10 protein-coding genes are annotated in these 14204 nt (G+C 63.5%); 2 read left to right on the top strand and 8 right to left on the bottom strand.

Annotated features, from left to right (window positions below):
* Window positions 1-165: 165 nt before the first annotated feature.
* The 7 genes from LDJ84_RS11525 to LDJ84_RS11495 form a co-directional block, all read right to left on the bottom strand.
* Window positions 166-1347 (bottom strand): MalM family protein, encoded by a 1182-nt coding sequence (locus LDJ84_RS11525; protein WP_170859578.1) that lies wholly within the window; start codon window positions 1345-1347, stop codon window positions 166-168.
* Between the two features lie 10 nt (window positions 1348-1357).
* Entirely contained in the window at window positions 1358-2956 is a 1599-nt protein-coding gene (locus LDJ84_RS11520; RefSeq protein ID WP_024765706.1) for an outer membrane protein transport protein, read from the bottom strand.
* Between the two features lie 18 nt (window positions 2957-2974).
* Window positions 2975-3985 (bottom strand): transporter, encoded by a 1011-nt coding sequence (locus LDJ84_RS11515; protein ID WP_226046336.1) that lies wholly within the window; start codon window positions 3983-3985, stop codon window positions 2975-2977.
* A gap of 48 nt (window positions 3986-4033) precedes the next feature.
* Entirely contained in the window at window positions 4034-4795 is a 762-nt protein-coding gene (locus LDJ84_RS11510) for a C39 family peptidase (protein ID WP_024765704.1), read from the bottom strand.
* Between the two features lie 78 nt (window positions 4796-4873).
* Window positions 4874-5329, bottom strand: coding sequence for a DUF6160 family protein (locus tag LDJ84_RS11505; protein WP_024765703.1), 456 nt, complete (start codon window positions 5327-5329; stop codon window positions 4874-4876).
* Window positions 5330-5559: 230 nt separating this feature from the next.
* Entirely contained in the window at window positions 5560-8283 is a 2724-nt protein-coding gene (locus LDJ84_RS11500) for a helix-turn-helix transcriptional regulator (protein WP_038803685.1), read from the bottom strand.
* A 1-nt stretch (window position 8284) separates the two neighbouring features.
* Window positions 8285-10993, bottom strand: coding sequence for a helix-turn-helix transcriptional regulator (locus tag LDJ84_RS11495; protein ID WP_024765702.1), 2709 nt, complete (start codon window positions 10991-10993; stop codon window positions 8285-8287).
* Between the two features lie 162 nt (window positions 10994-11155).
* Between LDJ84_RS11495 and pabB the strand changes: the two genes are divergently transcribed.
* The gene (gene pabB / locus LDJ84_RS11490; RefSeq protein WP_065084146.1) at window positions 11156-12499 is read left to right on the top strand and encodes an aminodeoxychorismate synthase component I; all 1344 of its coding nucleotides are present in this window, start codon (window positions 11156-11158) and stop codon (window positions 12497-12499) included.
* An 88-nt stretch (window positions 12500-12587) separates the two neighbouring features.
* Here pabB and thrH read toward each other — a convergent pair whose 3' ends face one another.
* Entirely contained in the window at window positions 12588-13205 is a 618-nt protein-coding gene (thrH, locus tag LDJ84_RS11485; protein WP_065084145.1) for a bifunctional phosphoserine phosphatase/homoserine phosphotransferase ThrH, read from the bottom strand.
* A 189-nt stretch (window positions 13206-13394) separates the two neighbouring features.
* Here thrH and LDJ84_RS11480 point away from each other — a divergent pair, with 189 nt between their 5' ends.
* The gene (locus LDJ84_RS11480; protein WP_037007390.1) at window positions 13395-14129 is read left to right on the top strand and encodes a phosphoadenylyl-sulfate reductase; all 735 of its coding nucleotides are present in this window, start codon (window positions 13395-13397) and stop codon (window positions 14127-14129) included.
* The last annotated feature ends 75 nt before the right edge of the window (window positions 14130-14204 follow it).

The following is a 14204-nucleotide window of genomic DNA, read 5'->3' as shown; positions in this document are numbered from 1 at the left end:
CCATGAAAAAGCCCGGCAAATGCCGGGCTTTTTCATGGGGTAGCCGCTCCGCAATCTACCTGTAGGAGCGAGCTTGCTCGCGAACGGATCCCCCGGCAACTCCGCAGTCGGGCGGTTCGCGAGCAATAACTAGGCGTCCCCCTCGGTCCTACAAAGAGCTTCAGCTCAGCGCACCACCGCCAGCTCGAAGCCCCCTTGGTCGCCGTGATCGCGCACCTTCATCCCCGCCTCGTTCACCGCCAGGTTCTCCAGCGGGCGCTTGTACGGTTTGTTATCCAGAGTCTGCAGGCTGCGGTCCTCATCGGTGGTCAGCAACAGCACGTAGCGCTCGCCCTGGTTCGCACGCACCGGGATGGTCCCCTCGATGAACGCGTAGCGATACCAGGTTTCCGGATTGAGCTTGTACACCGCGTCGCTCACCAGCCGGGTCGGGCGTTTCTGCTCGTCGAGGAACAGCAGCGACGGGTAGACCACCTGGTGATTGGCGAAGCTGCGCACGCGCAGGCCGTAGACGCGCTGGGAGCTGGGCAGCTTCATCGCCACGTAGTAGCTCTTGCCCATGGGGAAGTCGAAGCTCGGCGAGAACTTGTTCAGCTCCTCATAACGCGGTTCCTCGGCCGACAGTTCGGTGAAGTCGCCCTCGCCCATCTGGTCGCAGCAGCGCCGCTGCAGGTCGACGTAGAGATCGTCCAGGGTCTTGCCGCTGCCCTTGAGCAGTGCCTTCATGGCGTCGGTCTGCTCGCCTGCACCATCGAGCCCCGGCAAGTTGCTCGGGCGTGTTTTCAGGTCGATCTGACGGCCTTCGGTGAAGGCGATCTGGCTGCCACCCTGTTCGCCACGACGGAAGGTTTCGCCGCGCTGCTGCGCAGTGATCGGCGAGTTGCGTACCTGGCCCTTGTCGTCGACCCAGGTGAAGTAAGGGCTGCCGTTCTCGCTGCGCACGAAGCCGCGGTCCTCATAGGACTCGGCATCGATATACTCGGAAGAATGATCACCGTTGGGTAGCACATAGTCGGCACGCCCAGGCGCGACCTGGCCGGCGGCGTAGAAGCTGTTCTGCAGGTTGCCCTGGGCATCGACCCAGGTGAAATAACGACGCTTGCTCTCCCCCGCCGGCCGACTTCCCGGCCACTGGGTAGCGCTGACGTCGATCAACCGCGCTCGGTCGCTCTGGTCGATGCGCTTGTCCGCCTGGCGTTGCTGTTTGGCATAGCTGTCGTCGACGAAGGTGTTGTGCACCTGGCCGCTGTCGTCGACCCACGACAGGTAGCGGCCGCTGGCGGCCTGCGCCGAGGCACTCAGGCCGGCGGCGGCGATGCAGGAGATCAGGAGGGTCAGCCTGCCCATGTTCATGCCCTCAGAAGGTGGTGCGGTAAGTCATGGCGAAGACGTAGGCCTTCACCGTGGTGCTGACATCGAGTCCGGCATAAGGGTTGTAGACCAGGTTGTCGATGCCGGTGCAGTTCAGGTTGCAGCTGGTGCCCGCCTTGATGCTCTGCTTGGAGACGAAGTAGTTGAAGCCCAGGTCGATCACCGTGTCCTTGTCCCACTGATAGCCCAGACCCAGGCCGTAGAGGTTGGCATCGCCAATGGGCACCAGGGCATCCGCCTTGTCCTTGGGAATCGCCGAGGGCCGGTACTCGTAACCGGCGCGCAGTTGCAGGCGGTCGTTGACGTCGTACTGCATGCCCATGGCGTAGCTCCAGGTGTCCTGGTAGCCGCGGTCGAGGATGATGCTGTGGTCGGTGGCGCCGTTGGGCGCGAAGTTCTTGGCGATACGCAGCAGGTCGAGCTCCTTGTCGAACTCGATTTCCAGCTTGTTCCAGTCGCTGTAGTCGGTCCACTTTAGGTCGAAGTTGAATTGCCACTTGTCGAACGGACGTACCTTGATGCCGGTGGAGAAGCTGTCCGGGTTGACCATGTTCAGCGTCGCCACGCCGTGCTCTTCCTCGGCATTGCCATAGGGGAACAGCGGGCTGAGGAAGGCGCCGAACACCGAGCTCTGCATGCCGGACCAGAAGCCCTGCCAGTCCTTGGTGTAGTCGACGCGGTACTTACCCTTGAGGTGCATGCGCGACTCGCTCTGGTAAGTCGCGCCCCAGGCGAACCAGTCGTAGGGCTCCCAGAGCACGCCGAGGTTGAAGCTCGGCGACAGGGTCTGCTGCATGTCCAGCTTGAGGTTGGCCAGCGAATCGTAGGGGCCGATGCGGCCACCGCAGACGTTGAACACCAACTCGACGATCTCCTGCGCGCCCGGCACACAGGTGGTGTCGTGCAGGGTCTGCAGCAGGCCGGTGAGCAGGCCGGGGTTGCGGAAGTCGGTGTCCAGGGCCATGGCCTGGTGCGAGAAGCCGATCGACAGGCCCGCCGACAGCGTGTCGTTGACCTCATAGCCCACCGAGGGCGAGAAGTAGGTGATGCGTTGCAGCGAGACGCGACGGCCTTCGTAGCGCGCCGGGTCGCTGTCGGAGTCGCGCGAATAGCCCAGCGCCTGGGGCGCGTAGACGTTGGTGGCGAAGGTGAACTTGGAGCCGGGCGGGTTGATCGACAGCCCCGCCAGTGGCGCCACCAGCAGCGGCATGTCGGTCATGCCGCCGAGGCCCGGCAGGTACATGGTCGGGGTCAGGGTACGGCTGTTCTGGCCGGCCACCGGGTCGTCGTCCAGGCCGAATGCGGCGGAGCCATAGTCCGGCGGTGCCTTGAAACCAGCGCGGATGTCCATGACCCCGGTGATCAGCTTGATCTGGGTCTGGCGACCCTTGAGCTTGGTCAGGGCGGCGGGGTTGTAGTGCACCGCGTCGATGCCGGTGGAGTCGGCCGTGACCGCGTTGGCCATGGCCATGGCCTTGGGGTTGCCGATGGTCAGGTCGTTGGCCAACTGGGCGTTGGCGAGCGTCGCCCAGCCAAACCCCACCCCTGCCATCGCCACCGCGAGGGGCGAAATGCGCATAGTCATGTGGTAGTCGCTCGTCGGTTACTGGGCTTTGAGGCCTTGGATATCCAGGGGTAGGGAAACCCCCAGCAGTACATCCGGCGAGTCTTCGGTCAGACCGAAACCGGCGTTCACGTTGACGATGTAGTCCGGCGATGTTCGCAGGCCGAGCGAGAAGTTCATGATCGCGCTGGTCTGCTCGGGTGCCTCGACCGTACGGTCGTTGAAGTAGTACTTGTTCTTGAACGAGTAGGCCATCTGGTAGGAGGTGGCCAGGGAAACGTCGTAGGACAGTGCGTAGGCCATGCCCATGGCGAAGTTCAGGGTATCGCCCGGCACCACCTTCTCCAGTTCTTCGCCGTACTGGTTCTGGTGGATGTCGTCGACCTTCATGTTGTAGGTGTAACCGAGGGAGCCGTAGAGCACGACCGGGTCGATCACGTAGGACATGTTGGCACCGGCGCCCAGGCTGTAGAAACCGTTGCCGGTGGAAACGTCGTCCTGCACGTTACCCTTGTACGGGCTGTCGCCGGTGGGCAGGCCGAGGGTTGCGTAGAGCGTGGTGACCGGCCGGCCGCGACGCGCCGCCCAGGGCTGCCAGCGCAGGGTCGCGGAAACGTCGCCCAGACTGTAGGCATGGATGTCACGCTCGGTGTCGTACTTGGCAACGAAGGGCAGACGCATGCTGAAGGTCAGGTTGTCCCAGATGCCGTAGTCGAAGGTGAAGGAATTGGTGAAGGTGTGCTGCGCCTCGCTCTGGGCCAGTACGCTGTAGACGTTCTCGCCACTGCGCACGGCCTGCAGGCGCGTGTCGCGCATCAGGGTGTAGTCGAAGCCGTAGGTCAGCTGGCGCTCACCCTTCTTGAGCAGGGTGTAGCTTTTCTCGGCGGCCTGGAACACCTGCTCCAGCGCCTTGGCGCTGTCGGCATCGGTGTCCTTCTTGGCCAGCGCGTCACGCGCGTCTTCGGTTGTCGCTTCTTCGGCGATGGTGCTGGTGCTGGTGCTTACCAGCAAGGCCAGAGCGGCAACGCACGCAAACCCCTTGAAATCCATGTTGCTATCCCCTGGTCTTGTTCTTATTCGTCTGGGCCGATCGGGCGATCACTTGCGCCGGATGTACTGAACATCCCCCTTCGTGGCGGCTTCGCCAATCTGGTTCTGGGTGAGCTTGCTCATCTCCGGGAATTCGCGGAATGCCAGCAGGCTGACGGTCCGGTCATCCACCAGACGCAGGTCGGCCTCGCGCAGCTCCAGGGCGTTCTTGGGCTCCTGGCCGCTGGGGTAGATGACGAAGAGCACGTTCTGGTCCCAGATTTCTTCGAAACGGGCGCGGGTGAAACTGATGTTGCCCAAGGCAGGATCGGCAACGAAGACGTGGTCGTTGTAGACATCGCGGACCACGACGAAATGCTTGAAGCCGGCATAGTGGATCGGCACCAGCGCCGGGTGTTCGAGCGAGTCCAGGTCGGAGAACTCGGCACGGAAGCCGCCACTCTTGTAGCCGAGTGCAGCGGCATAACGCTTCATGTCCAGAAGCGAGAAACCACGGCGCTGGACGATCTTGTCGGCCTCGCCGTACTTGATCAGGCCTTCCATGACCTGACGCTCTTCCAGATTGCGGCCCAGGTAGTAATCCAGCAGCGTGGTCAGTGCCGCCGAGCCACAGCTGTAGTCATAGGCCTGGCGGATAACGTTGCGGAACTGCACCTGGCTCATCGGTTCAAGTTGCACCGACTCGCGAAACGGTCCGTTGGGCGTGAGCGGCTGCGAGATATTCACTGTGCCCTGCTGCTGCGGCTTGGTATCCACCGCCTGGGTAAAACCGAACAGACCCAGCAGGCTTCCCAGCAGAATCTCGAACATCCAGCCCCCTTCGCTTCAATCCTGGAAAAACCTTGCCGGCAGGCGCCGGCAAGGGTTACCGCGCGTACAACCTCGGGATCAGTGACCCCAGACCTTCACGGTCGAACCAGCCAGGTTCAGGTTGGAAACGGTCAGCGAGCCAATGCTGGCTCCAGTGGTGCCAACCTTGACGGCGTCGATGGTAACGTCGCCGGTCACGGTGGGCAGACCGATGGCGAGCTGCTGGGTTGCAACAGCGGTGCCGCCACCGGACGGGGTGATGTTGGTGGTCACCACGTCGACAGTCATCGGGGCGTTGTCGGCAATGGTCACGCTCGGCAGATGGATACCCTGCAGGACCAGGGAACCGCCGCCGGCATCGGCGTCCTTGTAGGTGATGGCGCCGATGGAGGCGTTGAAGGTACCGGAAATGCTGATGCCATCCTGGCCGGTGATACCGGACAGTGCAGCGTCATCCATGGATTTCATGTCGGCATGTGCCAGGAACGGAGCGGCCAGAACTGCGCTTGCAAGAACCAGTTGCTTGATTTTCATTGTTATAAATCTCCAGTGTTCAGGTGGGGTTGCCCCAGGCACTGCAAGGGGCGTCCTACCCCGCTGCAGGTTGACCGGCTGCTGCCGATCTTCCAGACCCACGACTTCTTCCTTAGGCGCCGCAGGTATGGATTCGTGAAGCACGAAGCTTCGCGTCCTGATCTCCAAGCTACTGACCCGCCGTGAACCTGCCAGCCCATCCAAGGGATGGCGCAAACGAACCGTCTGACTCAAGCTTCGCTCAGCAATCCCAGACTCTTTCCCTTGAGAACCGCCTGAGTCCGACTGCGCACGCCGAGCTTGGCGAACAGGTTGTGCAGATGCCACTTGATGGTGGCCTCCGACAAATGCACCGCCTGGGCGATGTCGCGGTTCGACAAACCCGCCGCCACGAGCCGCAGAATCTCCCGCTCTCGATGGCTAACATCCTGATTCTCTTCGAAACTTTCCGGATCGACAGACAGCCTTCGGCACTGCTCGCGAAGCATTTCCGCAACCCCCTGCCAGGCCGAGGCACGTTTGGGTTCAGCTACCTTCCAGGCATCCCAGAGCGGTAGCAGCCACAGCGCGTCGTCCTGGAACAGCCGCCGGTAGCCCAGGTTCCAGGCTTCTTCCAGGGTGGGAGCGAACAAAGCGAAGGCTTTTTCGCTGTTACCTTTCTGCCAATACGCCACAGAAAGTAACAGCGAAAGACGCAGCCGCCGGTCGCGCTGATAAAGTGAGGTAAAGCCCGCCAGGCACGATTCCAGACGCTGCTGGGCACGCTCGGCATGGCGCTCTGACAGAGCCAGGCGCGCCTCGGCCATCACCAGTGCGGAGTGAGCGTCGGCATAGCGCTCGGCGTTGAGCCCGGAGAGATGCCCCGCCAGTTGCAGGCACACACGCTCGGCCTCGTTCGGCCGGCGCATCCACAGCAGCAATTGCACCTTGCAGCTCATGGCCAACGCATGCACACGCTCATAGCCCGGCGACTGCAGGCCAACCAACCATTCGTCGAGCTGGGCCAACCCTTGTTCGGCTTCACCGGCAAAGAAACGCGCCCTGGCCATCACCAGTTGACCACGACTGATCAGCTCCACCGGCGTGGCGACATCGCGCCAGGTGGTGGCCAAGGGCAATTCGGCGAGAATCGCCGCGTGGCGATCCTGCTCATACAGCAAATCGGCATAGGCCAGGGACAGCGGTCCGCCGACCCGACTGCGCCGACCGAAAACCCGTTCCACTCGGCTGCGCGCGCTTTCGGCAATGGTCCGGCCGCGCTCCAGTTCGCCGCGTTCCTTGCAGATCAGCGCTTCGATCATGCTGACCACGACCTGCAGGTATTCGCTATCGGCCATGCGCAGGCAATCACGGGCAACACCGATGGCGTTGGCCGCCTCGGCATAGTCACCCAGCAGCGCATACGCAGCCGCCTGGATGCACGACAGGCTGGCGCGAAACACCGGCTGGCTGCCCGGCACCAGCGCCAGCCACTGGCGCGCCACCTTCAGGCAAGCCTCCAGTTTGTCCTGGTAGAGCAGCACGAGCGCCTTCAGCACCTGGGCCACGGCGAGCAACTCGGCCATGCCGAAGTGGCGCACCTTGCCCTGGCCCTGCAGCAGCCGGACGCTGAGCTCTTCGATCAGCGCCTCGGCCTCGGCGAACTTCTGCTCGAAGGCCAGCTGCCAAGCGTAGAAGATCTGAAACACCGGATGTTCGCGGATCACCTCGGCAGGAATGCTGCTGAGCATGCCGAGAATGCCGTAGACGCGGTTGCCGGCGATCAGCTTGGCGCCCTGGCGCTCCAGCAGGTCGGCGGCAAACGCATAGTCACGGGCGCGCAGGGCGTACTTGATCGCGCGGTCAGCCATGTCGCGACTCTCGCACCAGCGAGCCGCGGCGTGCAGCAGCGGTGTCGGGTCGGAGTTGCGCGCCAGGCGGCCCTGGAGGAACTCGGCGAACAGGTGGTGATAACGAAACCACTCGCGCTGGTCGTCCAGCGGGATGATGAACAGTTGCTCATTCTGCAACCGCATCAGCATGTCCAGGCCATCCCGGCGCCCGGTCAGCGCATTGCACAGCTCGGCGCAGAACTCGTCGAGCACCGAGGTCTGGTCGAGGAACTGCTGCAGCGGTTCGGGCAGGCTGCGCAGCACGTCCTCGGCGAGGTAATCGGCGAGGTCGCGCTCGGTACCGGAGAGCCCCTTGAGCAGCGCCGCGCGATCCGGATTGCGCGCCAGAGCCAGCGCCGCGAGATGCAGCGCAGTGATCCAGCCTTCCGTGCGCTTGTGCAGCAGTTTGAGCTCGCTGTCGCTCAGCGCCAGGCCCTTGAGTTCGGTAAGGAAGGTGTCGGTTTCCTCGCGGGTCAGGCGCAGGTCGTCACCGCTCAGGCAGAAGGCCCACGGCGCCAGGCCCGGCTCGTCCACCAGGAAGCGCGGGCGATAACGGGTGCTGGTGACCAGGCGAATGTTGTCCGGCAGGTGCTCGATCAGGTAGCGCGCGCCGTGGGCCAGGGCCGGGTGGCGAATCTGGTGGAAGTCGTCGAGGAACAGGTACAGCGGCCCGTCGAGGCGGCTGAGATCCGAGAGGAAGGCGTCGATGATGCCTTCCAGCGGCAGGGTCATGTCCGACTGCAGCAGGTTCGAGGTGTTGGTGCCGAAGTCCGCCTCGACACTGCGAATGCTCGCCACCAGGTACTGCACCAGTCGCTGCGGCTCGCTGTCACCCTCGTCGCAGGACATCCAGGCGACCCGTGCCCCGCTCTGCATCAGGCGCTGGCGGAACAGGCTGAGAATGGTGCTCTTGCCGAAGCCGGCCGGTGCACTGAGGATCAGCACGCGCTGCTGGCGATTGGCGTACAGGCGATCGATCAGGGCGCGGCGCGGAAGCAGCGAATCGCTGTCGGTGCGCGGCGGGAACAGCTTGGTGCGCAGCAGCGGCATGGGCTGCTGCGGCAGTGTGGTCAGGGTCGTCATGTCAGAGCAGACTCAGCTCGCGGGCACGGCGTATCGCTTGGGTCCGATTGCGCACCTTGAGCTTCTCGTAGATGTTGTGCAGGTGCCATTTGACGGTGCCCAGGGCCAGCGACAGCTGCTGGCCGATCTCCTCGTTGGAGAGTCCCTGGGCCGCCAGGCATACCACCTCGCGCTCGCGGTCGGTCAGACCTTCCTCGAGCACCTCGGGTGACCTGCGTGCTTCCTGCCCCGGCCAGACGGTCAACATTCCGCGAATGAAGACCTGCAGTGCCGGTTGTCGCTCGGTGGATTCCAGCTGCTGCAGCAACTGGCGAATCCCCTCGCCTTCCTCGATGAAAATGCTCCGCACCCCCTCCCGCTCGGCGCCGACCAGGCATTGGCCGAGCAGGCTGTGGGAGCGCTCCTGATAGCCCAGGCGCTGGTAGCTCAAGGCCGCCAGCAGGTCCAGGCGCAGCCGTTGCAGGCCGTGCCAGCCCGGCTGCAGCATGCCGCGCAGTTGGGTGATTTCGTGCAGCGCCTCGCTGAAGTGCCCGCGCGCCTGGAGCAGGCGAACCCGGCTGATGCCCTGTACCCAGAGCACCGGGTTGAACGGCATCTGCTTGTAGTGGCTGGCGAGCTTGGCCCAGTCGATGGTCTTGAGGCGCTGCTCGGCGCGCTTGCAGCGATCAGTGGCGGTTTCCTGGAGGATCAGGTTGATCTCCTCGCCCACTGCCATGGCAAAGAAGCGCCAGGACTGGTTGCGCGAGGCCAGGGTCTGCATCAGACCCAGCGTGGCCAGCGCCTCCTTGCCGCGCCCCTGCAGGCGCTGGATGCGCGCCAGGCACTGCATGCCCTGAGCGTAGAGGTCGATGGGATTGACCACATCGACCCGACCCAGAGCCCAGCGCAGCCGCTCTTCCAGGCCGTCCAGCTCGGTACGGTAGTAAGCGGTCAGCGCTTCGGCGATGGCCGGCAGGGCGAGCGCCTGGGAGCGCTTGTCGAACAGCGGCATGGCCTGCTCGCGCACGCGCTCGATGAGCATCTGCGCCTGTTTGACCTGGCCCTGCTCCAGCGCCAGCACCACTTCGATGGTGCACTGCTGCATGTGCAGGTAGCGGCCGTCGAGGAAGTGGTTGCGCTGTTGCGCCAACCCCATCAATCGACGTGCCTGCTCCGCCTGGCCACGCACGACCTGGGCGAAGGCCGCGATCAGCAGGATGGCTCCCTCGAGAAACGCCGAGTTCTGACCCAGCTGGCTCTCCACCTTGCGCGCCAGGGTGATGCACTGCTCTAGGTCATCCTTCTGCAGCGCCAGCACGGCCTTCACTGCCAGTGCCGAAAGGTACTGGTTGCCCATCGGGCCGCTGCCGCGCGAGTCGCCCCAGCGCGCCAGCAGCTCGTCGATCATGCGGTTGGCCTCGGGCAGGCTGAGCTCCGTGGCGCGGGTCCAGACGTCGCTGAGCACAAGGATCGGGTAGCGCTCGGCGATCTCGTTGGGCACATGTTTGCGCCAGCGCGAAATCAGGTACAGCTGGCCACGGTTGATCAGCTCCAGGCCGCAGCCGTCCACCAGCGCAGCGAGCATCTCCGGGTCCTCGGCGAGGCAGGCGTGCTCGATGGCCAGGGTCGGCATGTGGTGGTTGGTGAACCACAGGCTGGCGTTGAAGTGCAGTTGCTTGAAGCGTTCCGGGTCGCGCTCGCGCAGGCGGGCCCGGAGAAAGTCGGCGAACAACTGGTGGAAGCGGTACCACTGGCGATCCCGGTCCAGCGGCAGGAGGAACAGCTGCATGCTGTCCAGGTGCTCCAGCAGCGCCTGGCCATCCTGGCGACCGGTCAGGGTATTGGCCAGGTCGCCGTTCAGGCGATTGGCAATCCCCAGCGAGAGCAGTGCGTCCTGCACATCGGCGGGCAGGCGCTCGAACACCGCGCGCAGCAGGTAATCGCCCACCGCCGCCTTGTCGCTGCTGAGCAGCTTGAGGTCCTCCGGCGCGCCAGACTGCTGGCGCAACCACAGGCTGACCAGGTGCACCCCCGCCATCCAACCTTCGGTCTGGTTGTGCAGCGACTGCAGGCAGCTATCTTCGAGTTGCAGGCCATCGCGGGCCAGGTATTCGCGGGTTTCGTCGCGGGACAGGCGCAATTCGTCCTGGCCGATTTCCAGCAGCAGGCCCTTGGCGCGCCAGGTGGCGAGGTTCAGCGGCGGCTGGGAACGGCTGCCGATGGCCAGGGTGAGGCCGGGCGGCGCGTATTGCACCAGGCGATTGAGGCCGGCGAAGACGTCGGAATGGGTGATCTCATGCAGGTCGTCGAGTACCAGCAGGACCTTGCGCTCGTCGCGGGAGAGGTCCATCAGCAGGCTTTCCATGACCGCGACTACGGGCACGCGCATGGTGTTGCGCACGTAGCCCAGCGCATCCTCGCCGATGCCCGGCACGGCAGTGGCCAGCGCCTGGATGAGCTTCAGGCAAAAGCGGCCGGGATCGTCGTCGTCACTCTCCAGGGAGAGCCAGGCGACCTGGTGGCCTTCGCTCGCGCGCTTGCCGGCCAGCGCCGCCAGCGCGGTGGTCTTGCCAAAACCGGCCGGCGCGCAGAACTGCAGTATCGAGGCATAAGGATGACGGTCCAAGGCATTCTGGACCGCGGGACGAATCAAATAATCAGCAGGCACCCGAGGGGGTGTTAATCTGGAGCGCAGTAGGCTGCCGACTGCGGGCTCGAGCACTACATCCACGGCCTGTATCCCTATGTCATTATCGTTGTTGGTACGGAGCTTCTGTCCGTGGGATTTCTCACTTCTTATCAGAATGCGTTTCCTACGTAAACGGATGAAGAACGCTCTAGCATCGACTATCCAGCCGCAAGTGAACATCTAACGCACTGCACACTTTTGCCCATGCCTGACTGTTTCTTACACCCGCTTCCTTACGAAGAAGACCCGGGCGAACGCTTCGCCCTGATCCATCAGGCGCCCGGCGCCGTTCTCCTGGACGCCGGTCGCCCCATTGCCACCCGTGGACGCTATGACCTTCTGAGCGCCTGGCCATTGGCAGAACTGGCACCCACCACCGACGAATCGGCCAAGAGCTTTTTCGCCCGCGCAAGAGTCGCCTTGCAGAGCCTGGGCGAGGCAACAGTCCCGGATAATCGCAAAATGCCATTCGTCGGCGGAATGATCGGTTATCTCGGTTATGACTTCGGCCGGCGCGTCGAGCACCTGCCCGAGCCGAACCTCGACGACCTCGCCCTGCCCGATGCGCGCCTGGGCCTGTACACCTGGGCATTGATTACCGATCACGAGGAGTGCAGCAGCCAGTTAGTGTTCCACCCGTCTCTGGTAAGGAGAGAAAGGGAACGCTTGATCGGATTGTTCGAAGGCGCTCACGACGACGAAGCGCTGTCGCCCTTCCGGCTTTGCATGCCATTCCGTCCTGACCTGAGTCGCGAGCAATACCGCGAAGCGCTGGAGCGTGTGCACGGCTACATCCTCGCTGGCGACTGCTACCAGGTGAACTACACCCAGCGCTTCCGCGCGCCCTGCAGCGGCTCCCCCTGGCTGGCCTATCGCGCGCTGCGCGAGGCCTGTCCTACGCCGTTTGCCGGCTATCTGGCATTGCCTGGAGGCGCCGTCCTCAGCCTGTCGCCGGAGCGCTTCATCCAGCTTCACGGCAACCAGGTGGAAACCCGCCCGATCAAGGGTACCCGCCCGCGCGGCAATACCCCCGAGGCCGACCGGAACAACGCCGAAGCCCTGCTCGCCAGCGAGAAGGACCGCGCCGAGAACCTGATGATCGTCGACCTGCTGCGCAATGACCTGGGCCGTAGTTGCCGGCCGGGCAGCGTGCGTGTACCCGAGCTGTTCGCAGTGGAGACCTACCCCAATGTCCACCACCTGGTCAGCAGCGTGCGCGGCGAACTGGCGGCCGACAAGGATGCGCTGGACCTGCTCGAAGGCAGCTTCCCCGGCGGCTCCATCACCGGCGCACCGAAGGTTCGCGCCATGCAGATCATCGACGAACTGGAGCCGACCCAGCGCAGCATCTACTGCGGCAGCCTGCTCTATCTCGACGTTCGCGGCGAGATGGACAGCTCCATCGCCATCCGTACCGTGCTGGTGAAGGACGGCCAGGCCAGTTGCTGGGCCGGCGGCGGCATCGTGGCCGACTCCAACTGGGAGGAAGAATACGAGGAGTCGCTGACCAAGGTGGGCGTGCTGCTGCGCACACTGGAAAGCCTGTGAGGCTCGCTAGGATTGCCAGTTACCTACAGAAAAAGAAGCCGATAAGAAAAAGCCCCGCATCCGCGGGGCTTTTTCATCACAGCCGGTCTTACAGGTTGAGGGGGCGATTGGACGCCTTGAGGAATTCCTTCTTCAGGTCCTCATAGGTGTGCACCGCCGGGAACTGCGGGAACTCGCGAATCACGTTTTCCGGCGCGTGGAACAGGATGCCGGCGTGGGCTTCGGAGAGCATGGTGGTGTCGTTGTAGGAATCGCCAGCGGCGATGACACGGTAGTACAGGCTCTTGAAGGCGATGACCGACTGACGCTTCGGATCCTTCTGGCGCAGCTGGTAATCCACCACGCGATCAGTCTCGTCGGTGATCAGCTTGTGGCACAGCAGGGTCGGGAAACCGAGCTGGCGCATCAGCGGCTGGGAGAACTCGTAGAAGGTGTCGGAAAGGATCACCACCTGGAAGCGCTCGCGCAGCCAGTCGACGAACTCCACGGCGCCTTCCAGCGGCTTCAGGGTGGCGATCACTTCCTGGATGTCGGACAGCTTAAGGCCGTGCTCGTCGAGAATGCGCAGACGCTGCTTCATCAGCACGTCGTAGTCCGGAATATCGCGAGTCGTCGCCTTGAGCGCTTCGATACCGGTTTTTTCAGCGAAGGCGATCCAGATTTCCGGAACCAGAACCCCTTCCAGGTCGAGACAGGCGATTTCCACGAACGATTTCCCCGCAGGATTGACTTGAGAGGCGGCACTCTAGCCGCTCGCTCCAAGCGGCGCAACGCGGCACTTATACCCAAACACATCAGTCGACCTTCCTGATGGTTATTTAGGGGCATATCCCCCTCTTTGCTACCATCGCGCCCACAGAGCGCACTGCGCCATTAAAACTAGGAATACCGCCTGATGAGCCTCCCGTTCGATATCGCGGAAATCGCCGCGAGCTACGCCAGCAAATCCCCACAGGACATCCTGAAGTTTGCCTTCGAGCACTTCGGCGACGACCTGTGGATTTCCTTCAGCGGCGCCGAGGACGTGGTGCTGGTGGACATGGCCTGGAAGCTCAACAAGAACGTCAAGGTATTCAGCCTGGACACCGGCCGCCTGCATCCGGAGACCTATCGCTTCATCGAACAGGTCCGCGAGCACTATGGTATCGCCATCGAGGTGATGACCCCGGACCCTCGCCTGCTGGAGCCGTTCGTCAAGGAAAAGGGCTTGTTCAGCTTCTTCAAGGACGGCCACGGCGAGTGCTGCGGCATCCGCAAGATCGAGCCGCTCAAGCGCAAACTCTCCACCGTGACCGCCTGGGCCACCGGGCAGCGCAAGGACCAGAGCCCCGGCACCCGCAGCCAGGTCGCCGTGGTCGAGCTGGACGGAGCCTTCTCCACTCCGGAAAAGCCGCTGGTCAAGTTCAACCCGCTGGCCAACATGAGCAGCGAAGACGTCTGGGCCTACATCCGCATGCTGGAAATCCCCTACAACAGCCTGCATGAGCGCGGCTTCATCAGCATCGGCTGCGAGCCCTGCACCCGCCCCGTGCTGCCGAACCAGCACGAGCGCGAAGGCCGCTGGTGGTGGGAAGAAGCCACGCAGAAAGAGTGTGGCCTGCACGCCGGTAATTTGATCAGCAAGGCCTGAAGCCTTACCCTCGACTGACGGAAAATTCCTTGTCTACCCGCAGCACAGGATCGGACTCCTCCACGCCTGCGGCGG

The sequence above is a fragment of the Pseudomonas sp. HS-18 genome (genome assembly GCF_020401845.1).
In the GTDB taxonomy this organism is placed as follows: Bacteria; Pseudomonadota; Gammaproteobacteria; order Pseudomonadales; family Pseudomonadaceae; genus Pseudomonas; species Pseudomonas nitroreducens.
Note: the sequence above shows the minus strand (reverse complement) of the source record. Positions and strands in the feature narration are given on the sequence as shown.

Excerpts from the sequence above, each read along its gene's own strand:
- LDJ84_RS11505 (WP_024765703.1), bottom strand. The coding sequence starts at position 5,329 with ATGAAAATCAAGCAACTGGTTCTTGCAAGCGCAGTTCTGGCCGCTCCG.
- LDJ84_RS11500 (WP_038803685.1), bottom strand. The coding sequence starts at position 8,283 with ATGACGACCCTGACCACACTGCCGCAGCAGCCCATGCCGCTGCTGCGC.
- LDJ84_RS11510 (WP_024765704.1), bottom strand. The coding sequence starts at position 4,795 with ATGTTCGAGATTCTGCTGGGAAGCCTGCTGGGTCTGTTCGGTTTTACC.
- LDJ84_RS11525 (WP_170859578.1), bottom strand. The coding sequence starts at position 1,347 with ATGGGCAGGCTGACCCTCCTGATCTCCTGCATCGCCGCCGCCGGCCTG.
- LDJ84_RS11480 (WP_037007390.1), top strand. The coding sequence starts at position 13,395 with ATGAGCCTCCCGTTCGATATCGCGGAAATCGCCGCGAGCTACGCCAGC.
- LDJ84_RS11520 (WP_024765706.1), bottom strand. The coding sequence starts at position 2,956 with ATGACTATGCGCATTTCGCCCCTCGCGGTGGCGATGGCAGGGGTGGGG.
- LDJ84_RS11515 (WP_226046336.1), bottom strand. The coding sequence starts at position 3,985 with ATGGATTTCAAGGGGTTTGCGTGCGTTGCCGCTCTGGCCTTGCTGGTA.
- pabB (WP_065084146.1), top strand. The coding sequence starts at position 11,156 with ATGCCTGACTGTTTCTTACACCCGCTTCCTTACGAAGAAGACCCGGGC.